Annotated in this window: 16 protein-coding genes and 1 pseudogene; 9 read left to right on the top strand and 8 right to left on the bottom strand. The window is 64.3% G+C overall.

The genetic code is table 11. The annotated features are described in order from the left end of the window. Window positions 1–8: 8 nt before the first annotated feature. Window positions 9–401: a DoxX family protein gene (locus ACVIGA_RS25900; RefSeq protein WP_456668503.1), complete on the bottom strand. Its 393-nt coding sequence runs from the start codon at window positions 399–401 to the stop codon at window positions 9–11. Between the two features lie 134 nt (window positions 402–535). On the opposite strand from ACVIGA_RS25900, the gene ACVIGA_RS25895 reads away from it, so the two are divergent. The 5 genes and pseudogenes from ACVIGA_RS25895 (at window position 536) to ACVIGA_RS25875 (ending at window position 4,518) form a co-directional block, all read left to right on the top strand. Then, window positions 536–994: a winged helix-turn-helix transcriptional regulator gene (locus ACVIGA_RS25895; RefSeq protein WP_456668502.1), complete on the top strand. Its 459-nt coding sequence runs from the start codon at window positions 536–538 to the stop codon at window positions 992–994. 270 nt (window positions 995–1,264) lie between these two features. Beyond that, on the top strand, window positions 1,265–2,689 hold the full coding sequence (gene tldD, locus ACVIGA_RS25890) for a metalloprotease TldD (protein WP_456668501.1): 1,425 nt from the start codon (window positions 1,265–1,267) through the stop codon (window positions 2,687–2,689). Next, a complete protein-coding gene (gene lepB / locus ACVIGA_RS25885; protein ID WP_207834863.1) occupies window positions 2,689–3,459 on the top strand; it encodes a signal peptidase I in 771 nt (256 codons plus the stop codon). Before tldD ends, lepB begins: the two co-directional genes overlap by 1 nt. A gap of 10 nt (window positions 3,460–3,469) precedes the next feature. After that, a pseudogene (locus tag ACVIGA_RS25880) lies at window positions 3,470–3,815 on the top strand (MmcQ/YjbR family DNA-binding protein). A gap of 136 nt (window positions 3,816–3,951) precedes the next feature. Then, window positions 3,952–4,518 carry a nucleotidyltransferase family protein gene (locus tag ACVIGA_RS25875; RefSeq protein ID WP_456668500.1) on the top strand — a complete coding sequence of 189 codons (567 nt, stop codon included), beginning with the start codon at window positions 3,952–3,954 and terminating at the stop codon, window positions 4,516–4,518. A gap of 187 nt (window positions 4,519–4,705) precedes the next feature. Here ACVIGA_RS25875 and ACVIGA_RS25870 read toward each other — a convergent pair whose 3' ends face one another. Together ACVIGA_RS25870 and ACVIGA_RS25865 are read right to left on the bottom strand one after the other, a co-directional pair. Beyond that, window positions 4,706–5,434 carry a hypothetical protein gene (locus ACVIGA_RS25870; RefSeq protein ID WP_456668499.1) on the bottom strand — a complete coding sequence of 243 codons (729 nt, stop codon included), beginning with the start codon at window positions 5,432–5,434 and terminating at the stop codon, window positions 4,706–4,708. A 36-nt stretch (window positions 5,435–5,470) separates the two neighbouring features. Then, window positions 5,471–6,172, bottom strand: a complete 702-nt coding sequence (locus ACVIGA_RS25865) for a MipA/OmpV family protein (RefSeq protein WP_456668498.1) — start codon at window positions 6,170–6,172, stop codon at window positions 5,471–5,473. A 431-nt stretch (window positions 6,173–6,603) separates the two neighbouring features. Between ACVIGA_RS25865 and ACVIGA_RS25860 the strand changes: the two genes are divergently transcribed. Both ACVIGA_RS25860 and ACVIGA_RS25855 read left to right on the top strand, forming a co-directional pair. Next, the gene (locus ACVIGA_RS25860) at window positions 6,604–7,284 is read left to right on the top strand and encodes a response regulator transcription factor (RefSeq protein WP_456668497.1); all 681 of its coding nucleotides are present in this window, start codon (window positions 6,604–6,606) and stop codon (window positions 7,282–7,284) included. Continuing rightward, the gene (locus ACVIGA_RS25855) at window positions 7,281–8,648 is read left to right on the top strand and encodes a sensor histidine kinase (protein WP_456668496.1); all 1,368 of its coding nucleotides are present in this window, start codon (window positions 7,281–7,283) and stop codon (window positions 8,646–8,648) included. Before ACVIGA_RS25860 ends, ACVIGA_RS25855 begins: the two co-directional genes overlap by 4 nt. 68 nt (window positions 8,649–8,716) lie before the next feature. Here the strand turns inward: ACVIGA_RS25855 and ACVIGA_RS25850 are convergent, their stop codons facing one another. The 3 genes from ACVIGA_RS25850 to ACVIGA_RS25840 all read right to left on the bottom strand — a co-directional run bounded on the left by ACVIGA_RS25850 (window position 8,717) and on the right by ACVIGA_RS25840 (window position 11,403). Continuing rightward, window positions 8,717–9,271 (bottom strand): PAN domain-containing protein, encoded by a 555-nt coding sequence (locus ACVIGA_RS25850; protein ID WP_456668495.1) that lies wholly within the window; start codon window positions 9,269–9,271, stop codon window positions 8,717–8,719. A gap of 143 nt (window positions 9,272–9,414) precedes the next feature. Next, window positions 9,415–10,785, bottom strand: coding sequence for a glutamate--cysteine ligase (locus ACVIGA_RS25845; RefSeq protein ID WP_375777324.1), 1,371 nt, complete (start codon window positions 10,783–10,785; stop codon window positions 9,415–9,417). A gap of 93 nt (window positions 10,786–10,878) precedes the next feature. Then, window positions 10,879–11,403 carry a MarR family winged helix-turn-helix transcriptional regulator gene (locus ACVIGA_RS25840; protein ID WP_223966111.1) on the bottom strand — a complete coding sequence of 175 codons (525 nt, stop codon included), beginning with the start codon at window positions 11,401–11,403 and terminating at the stop codon, window positions 10,879–10,881. Between the two features lie 130 nt (window positions 11,404–11,533). On the opposite strand from ACVIGA_RS25840, the gene gstA reads away from it, so the two are divergent. Both gstA and ACVIGA_RS25830 read left to right on the top strand, forming a co-directional pair. Continuing rightward, complete coding sequence (gstA, locus tag ACVIGA_RS25835; RefSeq protein ID WP_456668494.1) at window positions 11,534–12,151, top strand: glutathione transferase GstA; 618 nt, start codon at window positions 11,534–11,536, stop codon at window positions 12,149–12,151. A gap of 558 nt (window positions 12,152–12,709) precedes the next feature. Then, complete coding sequence (locus tag ACVIGA_RS25830) at window positions 12,710–12,961, top strand: hypothetical protein (RefSeq protein ID WP_456668493.1); 252 nt, start codon at window positions 12,710–12,712, stop codon at window positions 12,959–12,961. Between the two features lie 401 nt (window positions 12,962–13,362). Here ACVIGA_RS25830 and ACVIGA_RS25825 read toward each other — a convergent pair whose 3' ends face one another. Both ACVIGA_RS25825 and ACVIGA_RS25820 read right to left on the bottom strand, forming a co-directional pair. Next, window positions 13,363–15,576 carry an FAD-dependent oxidoreductase gene (locus ACVIGA_RS25825; RefSeq protein ID WP_456668492.1) on the bottom strand — a complete coding sequence of 738 codons (2,214 nt, stop codon included), beginning with the start codon at window positions 15,574–15,576 and terminating at the stop codon, window positions 13,363–13,365. 19 nt (window positions 15,577–15,595) lie between these two features. Continuing rightward, entirely contained in the window at window positions 15,596–16,804 is a 1,209-nt protein-coding gene (locus tag ACVIGA_RS25820; protein ID WP_456668491.1) for an acetyl-CoA C-acetyltransferase, read from the bottom strand. Between the last annotated feature and the right edge of the window lie 44 nt (window positions 16,805–16,848).

Below are 16,848 nucleotides of genomic sequence, written 5' to 3'. Positions count from 1 at the left end.
CGGCCAGCTCACGGCAAGCTCGCGAGCAAGCCGAACTGGCTGCGCTTGGCGTAGGCGACGATCGCGCTCAAGGTCAGCAGCACGAGGGCTGGCACCGGCGAGCCGCCGATCAGGAACAGATGCGTGATGGTGGCGCCGATCATGATGCAGCTCAGCAGCAGGCCGCCGAAGGCCGCGACCGGGGGCACCAGGATCAGGACCGCGCCGAGCAGCTCGAGCGATCCGGTGAAATAGCGGAACCACTGGCCGAGCCCGATATGCTCGAATTCCGCGACCAGCATCGGCACGCCATAGAGCTTGGCGGCACCGGCGGCGGCAAAGGCCAGAGCGAGCAGTCCCCTGACGACCCAGAGGGTGACGGATTTCCAGCGCGACGGCGCGGCGGCAATGGCAACTGACATCGATGACTCCCCAATTGTCCAAATCGACCGGACCCGCGGCCACCCGCCCATTCGGAGACCGGACCGCGGCTTTCGATGCACTAAATTCGGGAGTAAGATGAAAAGAACAAGTAGGATGCTTTTTGTGAGGTAGTATGAAAAAACTGACTATTGAGCCAGCCGAGCCTCCGGCGGCGTCCGAGCCGTGCAACGGCGACCTGTCGGCGCAATTTCACCGGGCGCTGTCGGTGCTGGCCGGAAAATGGAAGGGCGACATCCTCTGGCAACTGGTCGAGCGCAAGCGCCGGTTCGGCGAATTGCGGCAGGCCATCCCCGGCGTGACCCAGCACATGCTGACAACCCAGCTGCGCGATCTCGAGGCCAACGGCCTAGTCAAGCGCACGGTCTATCCCGAAGTGCCGCCGCGGGTTGAGTACGAGATGACGCCGTCGGCCAAGGCGCTCAAACCGGTGTTCGACGAGCTGTACCGGTGGGCGCAGGAGCATGGTTTTCCGACCTCGGCGCAGGGCGCCGCACAACCGAAGTCTGAGCCGTCGGGCGATGGCGGCGTGCCGGAAACCCCGCCGCGGAAGGCGGATCGGCGCGCGGGGTGATGACGACAAGGTGAGGATCCCGGGGGACGGCCGTGATTGGCCGCATGGCCGCAGGCACTCCCGGTTTGCCACCCCAAACACTATCTTGAGCAATCGCCGTCCAGGCCTGAACCGGGACCGGCACAGGTTTCCGGGTTGTAAGGTGAGTTTTCCGCTCGTCTCTGCTTCAATCGCCCGAAATTCCTGATGCGGGTTCCGCACTGGCAATCAGTTGCGCTTCAGGCAAGGATGACAAGGAATCGTCAGGAATCGCATTGCGTCGGAGTGACCATGACCAATCCCGCCACCACCTCCCTGCTCGACCGCGCCAATCTCGACCGCGATGCCGTTCGCCGCGAGGTATCCCGCGGACTTGAAGGCGCCGACGACGGCGAGCTGTTCCTGGAGTTCGGGCAGACCGAGGCGCTGGTGTTCGACAATGGAAGGCTGAAGCAGGCGACCTATGACACCTCGCAGGGCTTCGGCCTGCGTGCCGTCAAGGACGACGCCGTCGGCTATGCGCATTCCTCCGACGTCTCGATCCCGGCGCTGATCCGCGCGGCGGATGCGGTGGCGGCGGTGCGCGGCGGCTACGCCGGGACGTTCGCCGCGGCGCCGGCCCACACCAATGTCAGGCTCTATGGCGACGAGAACCCGCTGGACGGTCCGGCATTCGAGGCAAAAGTAAAACTGCTTGGCGAGATCGACGCCTATGTCAGGGACAAGGACCCGCGGGTGCGGCAGGTCTCGGCCAGCCTCACCGCGACCTGGCAGGTGGTGGAAATTCTGCGGCCCGATGGCGAAAGCTATCGCGACATCCGCCCGCTGGTGCGCGTCAACATCTCCGTGGTCGCCGGCCAGGGCGACCGGCAGGAGAGCGGCAGCAAGGGCTATGGCGGCCGCGAGGGCTATGCCCGCTTCATCGAGACCAAGGCCTGGCGCGATGCCGCCGACGGCGCGCTGCGCGAGGCGCTGGTGAATCTCGAATCGGTGCCGGCGCCCGCCGGCGAGATGGATGTCGTGCTCGGCGCAGGCTGGCCCGGCGTGATGCTGCATGAAGCCGTCGGCCACGGGCTCGAGGGCGATTTCAACCGCAAGCAGACCTCCGCCTTCGCCGGCCTGATGGGCCAGCAGGTCGCGGCCAAGGGCGTCACCGTGGTCGACGACGGCACCATGGCGTCGCGCCGCGGCTCGCTGTCGATCGACGACGAAGGCACCCCGACCAACCGCACCGTGTTGATCGAGGACGGCGTTTTGGTTGGCTACATGCAGGACCGCCAGAATGCCCGCCTGATGGGCATGAAGCCGACTGGTAACGGCCGCCGGCAGAGCTATGCCCATGTGCCGATGCCGCGCATGACCAACACCTACATGCTGTCGGGCGAGCGCGACCCGGCCGAGATTCTCGCATCGGTGAAGAACGGCATGTATGCCGCCAATTTCGGCGGCGGCCAGGTCGACATCACCTCGGGCAAGTACGTGTTCCAGTGCACCGAGGCCTACAAGATCGAAAACGGCAAGCTCGGCGCGCCGCTGAAGGGCGCCATGCTGATCGGCAATGGACCGACCGATCTCCACAGGATCACCATGATCGGCAACGATCTTGCGCTCGATACGGGAATCGGCACCTGCGGCAAGAACGGCCAGGGTGTGCCGGTCGGCGTCGGCCAGCCGACGCTGCGGATGGAACGGATTACGGTCGGAGGAACGGGCTAGTGAGCAGCGGAAACGAAGTCGTGGCGGCCAAGCCGACCAGTTGGCGCGGGCAGGCCGTGCAACTGGCGGCGATCGTGGCCGTCGTGTTCCTCGCCAAGGGCGCGATCGCCGAGCCGTTCTACGTGCCGTCGGGCTCGATGGAACCGACGCTGCTGATCGGCGACGCGCTGGTCGCCTCGAAATTCCCCTATGGCTACGGCGCGGCGTCGCTGCCGATCCAGATCACGCTGCCGGAGACCGGCCGGGTGTTCGGCGAGACGCCGAAGCGCGGCGACGTCGTCGTGTTCCGCTGGCCGGGCGACCGCTCGCAGGCCTGGGTCAAGCGCGTGGTCGGGCTGCCCGGCGATCGCATCCAGATGCGGCAAGGCCAGCTCTTCATCAACGATCATCCGGCGGCACTGAAGCCCGACGGCACCGGCTTTGCCGAAGACGATCGCGGCGGCGGCGAGGATGCCTACCGCTATATCGAGACGCTGCCGAACGGCGTCAGCCACGCGATCTTCAAGATCCGCGACAACGGAAGGCTCGACAACACGGCCGAGGTGACGGTGCCGCCGGGCAATCTGTTCGTGCTCGGCGACAACAGGGACAATTCCGCCGACAGCCGCGTGCCGGTGCGCGACGGCGGCGTCGGCCTGTTGCCGATCGACAATCTGATCGGCCGCGCCGATGCGGTGGTCGGCTCCTGGGACATGGGCATCCGCAGCCAGCCGGTCTGGACCTGGCTCTCCGGCTTCCGCCTCGCGCGATTCTTCACCTCGGTGCAGTGAGTTCGCCAACGTGACCTTCGACGACGTCAGGACCCTTGTGCTGGCGTGGCCGGAGGTCGAGGACGGCTCTTCCTACGGCACGGCGGGCGCTGAAGGTGCGCAAGAAGATGCTGGTGCGGCTCAAGGAAGACGGCGACAGCCTGGTGATGCCCGGCGTGCCGCCGGATGAGCGCGACATGCTGGTCGAGAGCCAGCCGAAGGTGTTCTACTTCACCGATCACTACCGCGACTATCCGACCGTGCTGATCCGCCTGTCGAAGGCCAAGCGCACGACCGTCGAGCCGCTGCTGCGCCGGCACTGGCGCACGCTGGCATCGAAGAAAGCGGTCAGGGATTACGACGGGACGATGGGATAATTCTCATCCGTCATTGCGAGCGCAGCGAAGCAATCCATGTCACGCATAACGGATCGATGGATTGCTTCGTCGCGGAGCCTGTCATCGGGCGCGCGTTCGCGCGACCCGTTGGCTCCTCGCAATGACGGAGAAAAGCATGACCCGGGACCAATTCCTCACAGCCGCACTTCGCAACCCGGCCAATCAAGCAATAACGGACGAGTTGCACCGCGTTGCCCTGCCCGATGCGTGGCTGGTGTCCGGCTGCCTGGTGCAGACCGTGTGGAATGTGCTGACTGGCCGGCCGATCGATCGCGGCATCAGCGACTACGACATCTTCTATTTCGATCCGGATACCTCATGGGAGGCCGAGGACGCCGTGATCCGCGACCTCAAGGCGCGGCTCGGCAATCTCGGGGTTGCGATCGAGGCGCGAAACCAGGCCCGCGTCCATCTCTGGTACCCCGGCAAGCACGGCCTGCCCTACCCCGCGCTGTCGCGCTCGAGCGACGGCATCGATCGCTTCATCACCGCGACCACGCAGATCGGCATCCGCCGCAGTGCCAATGGCTACGACGTCTATGCGCCGAACGGCTTCGACGATGTCGCCGGCATGATCGTGCGGCCGAACCGGACCACGAATTTTTCCGTCGTGAACTATGCGAACAAGGCGGCGCGGTGGAAGGCGCTGTGGCCCGAGATTACGGTACTGGCGGCGGAGTAACCCGTCGTCCCTGCACCACGCCTGACGTGAACCCGGCCTTGCGATGCTGCGTGCCTGATCTAGGGGCCGATGATCAAGCTCAGGCTCGCCAGGAATATCACGACAACGCCAAGCAAGACGGCCAGCAGGAACCAGTACCGGTCAAACATCGACGTCTCCAAAGCAGTTCTCCCAGTCTGTTGATTGGTCAGCGGACAGCCGCGAGATGCATGTCGCCCAACGTCGTCGGCAGGCTGCGCGTAATCAGGTTGACGATCGCCCGGTGCAGGCCCTCATCGTTGCCGTCGCCCGAGCTGATCGGAAAATTCCCGTCGACCGGTCGACTCGGACCGGCGAGCGAGACATTCCCCGCATTGCCCAGCGGCTGGGCCGCTTTCTTGTCGATGACGTCAAACGTCTTGCCGTCGATCACCCTGATTTCGTAGAGCGCATAGATCTGGCTGTAGGACTCCGTCACCGTCTGGTAGGTGATGAAGCCGACGCCTTCGACCTTTCGATGGCCGCCACCGTAGGCCGCCTGCCCCTTGGTGATGACGATATACGCATCGAGCCCTTGCGGAGACACCTCGGTCCGGACCAGCTGCTTGAACGGATCGCCGCGAACAAGGTTGGCGGGCGTGAACACGGAATCCTTGATGGTGGCAAAGGCGGAACGGCTGTAGGTGACCGGCTGCACCTGAAAGCGGCCGCCCAGCGCCGCCGTCGCCTGCTGGACGATCAGATCATCAAGCCCCCACGGCTCGATAGGGAAGCTCTTGCTGCCATTGTCGAGACCCGTGAGCCCTCCCTTGGAGACGGTCACTCGATCGCCGACCGCCGAAATGATGCCGACGGTCTTGACCGCCTGCAACTTGCTTTCGCTGGTCGCAAACGTTGCGCACCCGGCCACATGTGCGGCGACAAGAACGACCGCCACGAAGCTCGCACATCGACCGCTGCGGCGCATGGGCTCTCATTGAACCTTGACGTCGAATGAATAGGAGGCGCCGACGCCGAACGTGGTCTGATTTGCCGAGCCGCGGACCGTCACGATCGGGCTCTTCGCGGCGTCGCCGAGCAGTCGATCATATTCGACATAGGACTGAACTTCCCACTTCGGATTGATCCGATACGACAGCTGCGCGCCGACACCGGCCGAATGCGCTCCGCCTTTGGCGTCAAACACCGGCAGCCCGGTCGCCATCGCATGCACGGTATCGATGCTGAAATAGGGCGAGACCGCCTTCGCGGTCTCCAAGGTGAAGCGCGGTCCGGCGGAAACGGTAAGGCCGCCAAACACCGGCACGATGAAGTCCGCCGAGAAGTCGGAAACGATGCCGTGGTGCCCGCCAAGGCCCTGGCGCGTCTCGTTGCGCACACGAAACCAGTCGACCGGAAAGTATTCGACGAATCCGCCGAGCTCGAAGGCCGCGTTGACGTCGGCAAGACCGCTGAGCTCGGGGTACCTGCTCGCCTTTCGCGACGTCACGAACTTGCCGACGGGGCCGGCCCGAAAATCACCGAAGTCGACGATCGCGATGCTCGCGTTGTCGCGCGGGCTGCGAAACTGGTCGACGGTGCCGAGGCGACGGATCGCGAAAATCGGGACCGGGGTGAACTTGGTGTGGTTTGTACCCTCGAAATCCGGTCTGGACGCCCCGCTCACGCCAATCATCACAGTCCAGTTGCCCGAGACGGACGGCAGGAAAGGGACTGAAAAAGGCGGAGCCGGCAACGTGAACGCGGTTTGCGCGGCAGCCTGACCGGGAAAGGCCGCGACAACGCCGAATGTGGCAGGAACAGCAGCAACGATTGCACGACGCGCGGTCTTCGCCGCGCAAGAACGGAAGAACTCTCGCATGGCGGAATGTTCAAAACCTCTGACCTGGGCCTTGTGGGAAGCGTTGTCGTATGGTCGCGGCTAGGTGGCCTGTGAACATTGCCCGAAGATTGCCGCGCGGCGGGCGCCCGCGAAGCGCGAAAAGATTCGTCGCTTGCCTTGTCAAAGCCGCCTGCCGACAAGTGCTGCGAGCGCTGAACCATCGCTGGCGCGATGCCGACACAATCGCCTGCAAGATCATCGAGCGAACATGCGAGGCAAGGTCCGTGCGCTTTCTCGTGATCGAAGACGAACCGCAAATCGCCGCCTATCTCGACCGGCTGCTCGGGCAGCTCGGCGGCGTTATCGACATCGTCGAGTCCGTTACGGATGCGAGGCATGCGCTCAGCAGTTTCAATTACGATCTGGCGATCGTCGACCGAATGCTGCCCGATGGCGATGCGCTCAGCATCGTCACGACGCTGAGCCGACTGCCGGAGAGGCCGGCCATCATCATGCTGACCGCCAAGGACGCCAAGGAAGACGTGATCGACGGGCTGAACGGCGGCGCCGACGACTATCTGGGCAAGCCCTTCGAGCCGCAGGAGTTCGTCGCGAGAGCGCGGGCCGTGCTGCGGCGGCCCCGCGTCTTCGTGCCGTCACTGCTTTCGTTCGGCAACGTCGAACTGAAGATCGGCACCAACGAGGCGACCGTCGCCGGCCACACGGTCCTGCTCCGGCGCCGCGAGGCCTTGATCCTCGAGGCGCTCTTGATGCGACGCGACCGCGTCATCGCCCGCGAGGCACTGATCGAGGCCATCTACGGATTCGACGACGAGATCGAATCCAACACCCTCGAGTCGCAAGTGTCCCGGCTTCGCAAGAGGCTGTCCGAACTTGGCAGCAATGTCGAGATCCGCAGCATGCGGGGCATCGGCTACATTCTGAGGATGGCAAATATCCGATGACGTCGATCGCACGGACATTGACGCTCTCGCTCGGGACGGCCGCCGCCGTGATCTTCTTCGCCGCGCTCGGCCTCGTCTTCTGGCTGTTCATCGCGCAGGAGCCCGAACGCAGCGCCTGCTTTGCGGCCGCCTACGTTCTTGGACGCGCCACCGACATCAACCCCGGCGACAGGCTCACAGTCCGCCCCACCGCCCGATTGGAAGAGCTGAAATCCCAAAGCCCGGACCTATGGTACGTCGTGGCTTACGGCGATGTGACAAGCGAATTCGGGCGCGAACGCAGGCCGCCGCTGCCGGTTTCACTGCCCTTTGTCGGACCGAGCGGTCTGTCCATGCTCAAGTCGCTCGACCAGAAGAGCTCGTTCTGCATGGTCGTCATGCACAGCGGCCGCGTCCCCGAACTCGTGATGATGATCGGAAACGCCCACGTCCGTCTGGACCAGATCGCGATGTGGTTCATCCTGAAAAATCTGTTCGAGATTTCCCTCTACGCGGCGGGGTACGTATTGATCGTGGCGATCGGCGTGTTCCTCGCCGTGCGCTTCGTTGCGCGCAGCATCGAACGGGTGACGAAGCTTGCGCTCGCGATCGATCCGGCCGCGCCGCAGGGATCGATTTCGCTCGATCGGGTCCCCGCAGAATTGAAACCGCTGGCTACGGCGCTGAACCGCGCGTTCGATGAAATCCACGCCTACATCCGGACGCAGCGCCGGTTCTTGGGCAATGCCGCCCATCAGCTCCGCACCCCTCTGACGTTGCTGCGCGCCAGGGTCGAGGACGTGGCCGATCCCGCCTTGCGGGTGGAGCTGATTCACGATGTCCGCCGGCTGACATCGCTCGTTTCGGCCATGCTGGCCCTAGCGCGGCTGCAAAACGGGACGCTCGAAAAGCGGCCGATCGACCTTGCGACCGTGACGCGCGACGTGCTGGCAGATTTCAGCCCGTCGGCCTTGGACGCCGGGATCGAACTCTCGCTGGAGCACGGCGACGAACCGGCCACCATGGTGCAGGGCGTCGAAGCTGCCATCAGGAGCGCGCTGGCCAACCTGGTCGGCAACGCGCTGATTCACGCCCGGGGCGCCCGATGCATCAGGGCCAGCCTAGGCCGCGGCCGCGTATCGATCAGCGACGACGGCGCCGGGCTCTCTCCGGGCTCGGAGTGCAAGCTGATCGAGCCATTCCAGACCGGCGACACGACCAGGAACAGCGCCGGCCTCGGCCTGTCGATCGTGCAGGAGATCATGGCCTCGCATGGCGGTGAGCTCGTCATTGCGTCGAACCGTGGACAGGGAACGACCGCTTGCCTTCGCTTTCCGGAGGCCGTGTCGGCCATGCCAATTCAGCGCGCGGCCGGGGTAGGCTGAGGGAGCCCGGTCGATGAGGATCGGATGGGCGATCATCGTATCCAGAGGCCGGTCAACCGCCCTTGGCGCTAGCGCACCACGCCTGACGTGAACCCCGCCTTGCGGCGCGGCGGCTTGATCTCCTTCTTCAGGAAGCAATGCGCGTCGCGGCCGGCATAGCCGGGCCGGGCGTAGGTCCAGGCACGGCACTTGTTGTCGGCGGTGCAGGCGGCCTGGCAGGCCTCGTCGCCGTCGCTGCTCTTCAGTTCGAAATTCTTGTAGTCGCCACCGAGGCGGTCGATCGAGGTTTCGATGGCGCCGTTGCGCGGTTCGACCACGCCCGCGCCACGCACCCCGGAGACGCAGCAGACGTCCTGCACCCGCGCCGGCACGCTGTTCTTCAGCCAGCACACCGCGCCATTGTTGGCGTCGGTCGGATAGTTGAAGCTCCAGGCGCGGCAGCGGCGGTCGCGCTCGCAGGTGAGCGCGCAATCGGCGGGATCGCCTGACGAGACCGGCGCGTTCAGGTAGTCGCCGCCGGGACGGTCGAAATTGGTCTGCGCCAATGCCGGGCGTGCGACGAAAGCGGCCGCCAAAACCGCGAACATCACCATCCACGCCCTAAAGAGGCGACCTATCCCCATGACATTGCTTTCAAATTCGCACAGCCCCGCGCACTCCGCGGGGCGTCATTTGAACGCCATGAACCTGTACGGCTGATGAACGGCGGGTGCGACACCGCCGCCGTCCGCGCGCGTTCCGGGCCCGAATTCAGGCCGAGTGGGGATTAGAAGGCATACTCCTGATAGGCCGGTTCCACCGAGCCCTTCCACGGGCCGTTGAACTTCTCCAGCATCTCCTCCGCCGGCGAGCGGCCGGCCTCGATGATGCGCTCGAGCGGTTCGAGGAAGCGGCTCTCGTCGCGTCCGAGATGGTCGATCCGGCCACGCCGCCGCAATCCGGCGTGCGACAGGATCAGGCACTCCTTGGCGATCTCGAACAGATAGCGGTCCTTGATCCGCGACTTGAAGCCGAAGCGCGGCACGTCATCGCGCAGCGCCTGCCGCTCCGGTGCAGTCCAGTGCCTGACGATGTCCCAGGCGGCATCGAGGCTGTCATTGTCGTAGAGCAGCCCGACCCAGAACGCCGGCAGCGCCGGCAGCCGGCCCCACGGCACGCCGTCGGCGCCGCGCATTTCCAGGTAACGCTTCAGCCGCACCTCGGGAAAGATCGTCGACAGATGATTGGCCCAGTCCGACAAGGTTGGGCGTTCGCCGGGGAGGATCTTGTTCTTGCCGGCGAAGAAATCGCGGAAGGACGAGCCGGAGACGTCGATATATTCATCGCCGCGCTTGACGAAATACATCGGCACGTCGAGCGCGTAATCGACATAGCGCTCGTAGCCCATGCCGTCTTCGAACGCGAACGGGATCATGCCGCTTCGCGCATTGTCGGTGTCGCGCCAGATCTCGGAGCGGAACGACAGGAAGCCGTTGGGCTTGCCTTCGGTGAAAGGCGAATTGGCGAACAGCGCGGTCGCGATCGGCTGCAATGCCAGCGACACCCGCAGCTTCTTCACCATGTCGGCTTCGGAGGAGAAGTCGAGATTGGTCTGCACCGTGCAGGTCCGGAACATCATGTCGAGGCCGTATTTGCCGACCTTCGGCATGTAGTTTCTCATGATCTTGTAGCGCCCCTTGGGCATCACGGGGATCTGCTCGCGCGACCAGGACGGCGTCATGCCGAGGCCGAGGAAGCCGATACCGAGCGGAGTTGCGATCTCTCGCACCTGTGCCAGATGCGCCATCAGCTCCGACTGGGTCTGATGCACGGTCTCGACCGGTGCACCCGACAATTCGAACTGGCCGCCCGGCTCGAGCGAAATCGCGCCACCGCCGGTGACGTCATAAAGCCCGATGATGTTGCCGCGCTCCATGATCGGCTCCCAGCCGAGCAGGAGCTTCATGCCCTCGAGCAGCGCACCGATGCCCTTCGCGCCTTCATAAGGCACGGGCTGACGGCCCTCGAGCGTGAACGGGGTCTTCTCGTGCTCGGTGCCGATCCGGAATTCGGACTCGGGCTTCACGCCGGCTTCAATCCACGCCACGAGTTCGTCGCGCGATTGCAGCGGCGTCATGTCGATCTGGTCACGCGCCATACTAAATCCAACTCAAGGGCGCTTCGATCGAAGGCGCGCGGTGGCAGGGACATCCGCGGGCCACAACGGCCGCGGATGATGGGATCAGGACTATCATCGGGCAGGCACGCCGTCTCGCGGCGGCGCGGCCTTGGTATCGCTCTTCGCATCGACCTTGGCGTCGCTCTTGGCGTCGCCGCAGGAGCAGCCGAGACGGTCGAGCAGACCGCACAGCCTGGCCGCGTCGGCATCGGACAATTTCGAGCCGACATGCTTGTCGATCGCCGAGGAATAGGCGCTCCACATCTTCTTCTGGAGCTCGCGACCGGCTTCGGTGATCTCGACGAACTGGCCGCGCTTGTCGATCTTGCATTCGCGGCGGGCGGCAAGCCCCTCGTCGACCAGCTTGTCGATCAGCCGCGACGTCGAATATTGCGGGATCAGCATCTGCCGCTCGAGCTCGACCGGGCGCAGCTCGCCGGACGGCGCGCGCGACAGCTCGAGCAAGGCGTCATACCAGGCAAGCGGCGGGAAGCCGGCCTTCTTCAAATCCTGCTCGACGCAGTCCAGCACCCGGCTCGGCACCCGCATCAGGCGGATCCAGGCGGCCGTCGCCTCGCTCGATAGCTTGCGTTTCATCGTCTAGCCCATAAGGTCCCGGAACCCACTGTACCGCACTGAATGCATCTGCATCAATCTTGACTATTTCATGCAGGTGCATGTAGGCAATCCCTCTCCGGACGCCAAGAACAAGGGAAGGAATACCCCCATGAAGCTTTATTACTCCCCCGGTGCCTGCTCCCTCTCCCCCCACATCGCCCTGCTCGAGGCCGGCCTGCCCTATGACCTGGTCAAGGTCGATCTGCGCGCCAAGAAGCTCGAAAACGGCGACGATTTCCTGCAAGTGAATCCCAAGGGCCAGGTGCCCGCGCTGGCACTGGATACCGGCGAGATGGTCACCGAAGGGCCGATCATCATCCAGATGATCGCCGACAGGGTCGCCGACCGGAAGCTGGCACCGGCGCGGGACTCCAATGAGCGCTACAAGCTGCTCGAATGGCTGAACTACATCACGACCGAGCTGCACAAGAATCTCGGTCCGATGTTCTCGCCCGTGCTGGCCGACGACGCCAAGGCCTTCTTCAAGGACCGCGCCATGAGCAAGTTCAAATATGTCGAGAGCCAGCTCGCCCGGCGCGACTATCTGATGGGCAGCCAGTTCACGGTCGCCGACGGCTACCTCTTCACCATGATGATGTGGGCGCAGGACCGCCTTGGCTTCGACTTCTCCGGCCTGCCGAATGTCACGGCCTACAAGGCCCGCGTCGCGGCGCGCCCGAAAGTGCAGGAAGCGCTGAAGAAGGAAGGCCTGCTCAAGGCAGCCTGAGCTTTCGCGCCAGTTTCATGAGACGTGGAAGGGCCGGATCAAGATCCGGCCCTTTTTTCTGCGCGCGATCGACGAGGTCGTGGCATCGCCGTGCGGCAAGTCGATTTCCGGCCGGTCCCTCACCTACAATTTTCAGCAGTTTGGCGTCTTCCGCGTAGCGGCGCCTTCGCCATGTCGCGAACGCGACGGCCGGGTGCGGCAACTATTCCCTCGAAGGACAATCTGATCGTGGAGACTCATATTGCGCCGCAAGATATCGATCAGGTCAGATTAAGTTCCTCGGCGGTCTTGCGCTGGCCGACCAGGTGCATCGGGCCTTCAGGGAGAAATGAGCGGCACAAACTTTCGGCACGCGCTGGAACAAATCAATTTAATCCGCATTCTACAGGTTAAGATTAAGTCGGTGTACTTCTGACTGAGGGCGTTGCTGTCCTTGTTCGAGCGATCCAACTGACCGACTATGACCTGCGGCGCGCCCTCCGCTCCAACTGGTCTAAAAATGTGACGGTCGCCTTTACGCTTTTGTTGACCAGCACGTTCGTCGGGCTGGCAATCAGTTTGTATTTTCGGGTTTGGACCTTGATGCTGGTGTCGCCGCTGATCGCGGTGCTGGCGGCAATCGTGCTCCAGTCCGACGGCTATGCATTTGCCACCGGCGCCCCGATCGTCGTCGCCTGCCTCGCGTTCAACCAGATCGCCTATCTCGCCGGCGCCGTGCTCTCGCCGGATAAGCACGCCTCAATGGCGGAAGAGGTCGACGGCATTCCACGCGGCCGCCGCGAGCACAAGGTCTACGGCCAGAACGAGTAGCAGCAGGCCGATCCAGGAAGGGCCCTTGCCCCGCAAGCGCAGCGGATTCCCTCGTCGCAGCGGTGGGAGCGAAAAGGAATGCTTGCCCGTGACCTCGGCGGCACCTTCCTTGAGCACAGAACGCATTGCAGGACACCCCAACCCTGATCGTCGTCTTCGATCATCCTGGCGATCGACGAGCAAGAGTGATGCCAGCAGCGTGGTGCCAGTGGGGAGCAAGCGTGGCGGGACTTTGACCGCCGTGACCATCACGCAACAGGCTCAAGTCGGATCGATGACCGGCCCATTTTGGTTTCGTCATTGCGAGCGGAGCGAAGCAATCCAGTCCTCCGCCTGCTGAGGTATGGATTGCTTCGTCGCTTCGCTCCTCGCAATGACGCGGCCGGAGCCTACTCCGCGGACTAAGCCGCCTGCTTCTTCGGCGGGAAGCGGCCGTAGAAGGTCTCGCCCTTGGCCGCCATCTCCTCGAGCAGCTTCGGCGGCGTGAAGCGCGAGCCGTACTTCTTCTCGAAGGCGTGGCAGAGCGCGACGAACTTCTTGGTGCCCATGAAGTCGATGTAGGACAGCGCACCGCCGGTGAACGGCGCGAAGCCGAAGCCAAGGATCGAGCCGACATCCGCCTCGCGCACGTCGGTGATGACGTGATCCTCGACGGTACGCGCGGCTTCCACCGCCTGCACCACCAGGAAGCGTTGCTTCAATTCCTCGACGCTGAGCGTATCGGGATCGAGCTGCTTGGGCTGCAGATTGGCCAGTCCCGGCCACAGGCTCTTCTGACCCTTGCCCTTCTCGGGATAATCGTAGAAGCCCTTGCCGTTCTTGCGGCCGAAGCGGCCTTGCTTCTCGACCATCTCGACCATCAGCTTCTTCTGCGCCTGGTCGATCGCGTTGGGGCCGAGATCGGCCTCGGTCGCCTTGGTGATCTTCAGGCCGAGATCGAGCGCGACCTCGTCCTGCAGCGACAGCGGCCCGACCGGCATGCCGGCCATCTTGGCGGTGTTCTCGATCATTGCCGGCGGCACGCCTTCGAGCAGCATCTCATTGCCCTCGGAGATGTAGCGCATCACGCAGCGATTGGCGAAGAAGCCGCGGGAATCGTTCACCACAATGGGCGTCTTGCCGATCGCGCGCACATAATCGAGCGCGGTCGCCAGCGCGACGTCGCCGGTGTTCTTGCCCAGGATGATCTCGACCAGCATCATCTTCTCGACCGGCGAGAAGAAATGGATGCCGATGAACTTGCCCTGGTCCTTGAATTCCTTGGCCAGCGAGTTGATCGGCAAGGTCGAGGTGTTGGAGGCGAAGATCGCGCCCGACTTCAGCAGCGGCTGCGCCTTGGCATAGGTGTCGGCCTTGACCTTCCGGTCCTCGAACACCGCCTCGATGACGAGGTCGCAATCCCTGATCACATTGTAATCCGCAGTGGCCGAGATGCGCGCCAGGATGGCATCGCCCGCCTCCTGCTTCATCCGGCCCTTCGCGATGAGGCCGTCGACCACGGTCTTGGCGTGGCCCTTGCCCTTGTCGGCGCTGTCCTGGTCGCGATCGACCAGCACGACGTCGATGCCGGCCTGCGCCGAGACATAGCCGACGCTGGCGCCCATGAAGCCGGCGCCGATCACGGCGAGCTTCTTCACCTTGGTCGGCGGCACGCCCGCCGGGCGGCGCGCGCCCTTGTTCAATTCCTGCATCGACAGGAACAGCGAGCGGATCATCGCCGCCGCTTCCTTCGAGCGCAGGATCTGCGTGAAGTAGCGCGACTCGACCCGCAGCGCGGCGTCGATCGGCAGCTGCAGCCCTTCATAGACGCAGCTCATGATGGCGCGCGCGGCCGGATAATTGTCGTAGGTCTCGCGGCGATAGATCGCGTTGCCGGCCGGGAACATCTGCATACCCATCTTGGAGAAGACGGGGCCGCCGGGCAGCTTGAAGCCCTTCTCGTCCCACGGCGCGACGGCCTTGCCGCCACCCTTGATCCAGTCCTTCGCGGCCTTGATCAGGTCAGCCGCGGACACCACGGCGTGGATCAGGTTGAGCGCCTTGGCGCGGGTCAGATTGACCGCCTCGCCCTTGAGCAGCAATTGCATCGCGTCCTGCGGCGACACCAGACGCGGCACGCGCTGGGTGCCGCCGGCGCCGGGGAACAGGCCGACCTTAATCTCGGGCAAACCGAGCCGGGTCTTGGGGTTCTCGGCGGCGACGCGGTAGTGGCAGGCCAGCGTGATCTCGAAGCCGCCGCCGAGCGCGAGGCCGTTGATCGCGGCGACCCACGGCTTGCCCGAGGTCTCGATCGCGCGGAACGATTGCGACATCTGGCGGCTCTGCTCGAACAGCATCTGGTTCGCGGCTTCCTCGCCCTTCTCTTTGAAGAGCTGCGCGTAAGAGCGGTTCATGCCCTCGAGCATCGAGAGGTCGGCGCCGGCGCAGAACGCCTCCTTGGCCGAGGTGATCACGACGCCCTTGATCGCGGCATCGCTGGTCGTCTGCTTGATGATCTCGCCGATCTCCTGCGTCGAGACCTCGTCGAACACGTTCATCGAACGATCGGGGATATCCCAGGTGACCAGCGCAATGCCGTCGGCGTCAACGTCGAACTTGAAATTCTTGTAAGCCATGTTGTTCGCTCCCCTCGCCTTACACGCGCTCGATGATGGTGGCGGTGCCCATGCCGCCGCCGATGCACAGCGTCACCAGTGCCGTTTGCTTGTTGGTGCGCTCGAGCTCGTCGAGCACGGTGCCGAGGATCATCGCGCCTGTCGCCCCTAACGGATGGCCGAGCGCGATCGCACCGCCATTGACGTTGATCTTGGCATTGTCGATGTCGAAGGCCTGGATGTAGCGCAGCACCACCGAGGCGAAGGCCTCGTTGAGCTCGAACAGGTCGATGTCCGACTTCTTCATGCCGGAGCGCTCGAACAGCTTCTCGGTGACGTCGACCGGGCCGGTCAGCATCATCGCGGGCTCCGAGCCGATATTGGCGAACGCGCGGATTTTCGCCCGCGGCTTCAGGCCGTGCTTCGCGCCCGCTTCCTTGCTGCCGAGCAGCACCGCGCCGGCGCCGTCGACGATGCCGGAGGAATTGCCGGCGTGGTGCACATAGTTGACCTTCTCGACCTCAGGATGCGACTGGATCGCCACCGCGTCGAAGCCGGCCATCGCCGCTATCGCCGCGAAGGACGGCTGCAGCTGCGCCAGCGACTGCATCGTCGTCGTCGGGCGCATGTGCTCGTCCTTGGCGAGGATGGTCAGGCCGTTGATGTCCTTGACCGGCACCACCGACTTGTTGAAGCGGCCCTCATCCCACGACTTAGCCGCGCGCTGCTGGCTCTGCACGGCATAGGCATCGACGTCATCGCGCGAAAAACCGTATTTGGTCGCGATCAGGTCGGCCGAGATGCCCTGCGGCATGAAATAGGCCGGCACCGCCATCGAGGGATCCATCGGCCAGGCGCCGCCGGAGGCGCCGATGCCGACGCGGCTCATCGATTCCGCGCCGCCGCCGATCACGAGCTCATGTTGGCCGCTCATGATCTGGGCCGCGGCGAAATTCACGGCATCGAGGCCGGAGGCGCAGAAGCGGCTGATCTGCACGCCCGGCACCTTCTCGCCGAGGCCGGCCTTCAGCGCGGCGAAACGGGCGATGTCGGAGCCGGCCTCGCCGACCGGGTCGACCACGCCGAGCACGACGTCGTCGACGGAGTTTTCGGGCAGATTGTTGCGCTCCTTGAGCGACTTCAGCGGCACCGTGGCGAGCGCCAGCGCTGTGACCTCGTGGAGTGCGCCATCGGCCTTGCCGCGGCCGCGCGGGGTACGAACGTGATCGTAGATGTATGCCTCAGGCATGACGCCCTCCTTGATATGAGGATCATAATATATACGGAAGGATG

Source organism: Bradyrhizobium sp. USDA 3240, from assembly GCF_054063295.1.
The sequence above is the reverse complement of the archived record's forward strand: the minus strand, read 5'-3'. Positions and strand labels throughout refer to the sequence as shown.

Coding starts and splice junctions, on each gene's coding strand:
- ACVIGA_RS25900 (WP_456668503.1), bottom strand. CDS start 401: ATGTCAGTTGCCATTGCCGCCGCGCCGTCGCGCTGGAAATCCGTCACC.
- ACVIGA_RS25895 (WP_456668502.1), top strand. CDS start 536: ATGAAAAAACTGACTATTGAGCCAGCCGAGCCTCCGGCGGCGTCCGAG.
- tldD (WP_456668501.1), top strand. CDS start 1,265: ATGACCAATCCCGCCACCACCTCCCTGCTCGACCGCGCCAATCTCGAC.
- ACVIGA_RS25875 (WP_456668500.1), top strand. CDS start 3,952: ATGACCCGGGACCAATTCCTCACAGCCGCACTTCGCAACCCGGCCAAT.
- ACVIGA_RS25865 (WP_456668498.1), bottom strand. CDS start 6,172: ATGATTGGCGTGAGCGGGGCGTCCAGACCGGATTTCGAGGGTACAAAC.
- ACVIGA_RS25855 (WP_456668496.1), top strand. CDS start 7,281: ATGACGTCGATCGCACGGACATTGACGCTCTCGCTCGGGACGGCCGCC.
- ACVIGA_RS25850 (WP_456668495.1), bottom strand. CDS start 9,271: ATGGGGATAGGTCGCCTCTTTAGGGCGTGGATGGTGATGTTCGCGGTT.
- ACVIGA_RS25845 (WP_375777324.1), bottom strand. CDS start 10,785: ATGGCGCGTGACCAGATCGACATGACGCCGCTGCAATCGCGCGACGAA.
- ACVIGA_RS25840 (WP_223966111.1), bottom strand. CDS start 11,403: ATGAAACGCAAGCTATCGAGCGAGGCGACGGCCGCCTGGATCCGCCTG.
- gstA (WP_456668494.1), top strand. CDS start 11,534: ATGAAGCTTTATTACTCCCCCGGTGCCTGCTCCCTCTCCCCCCACATC.
- ACVIGA_RS25825 (WP_456668492.1), bottom strand. CDS start 15,576: ATGGCTTACAAGAATTTCAAGTTCGACGTTGACGCCGACGGCATTGCG.
- ACVIGA_RS25820 (WP_456668491.1), bottom strand. CDS start 16,804: ATGCCTGAGGCATACATCTACGATCACGTTCGTACCCCGCGCGGCCGC.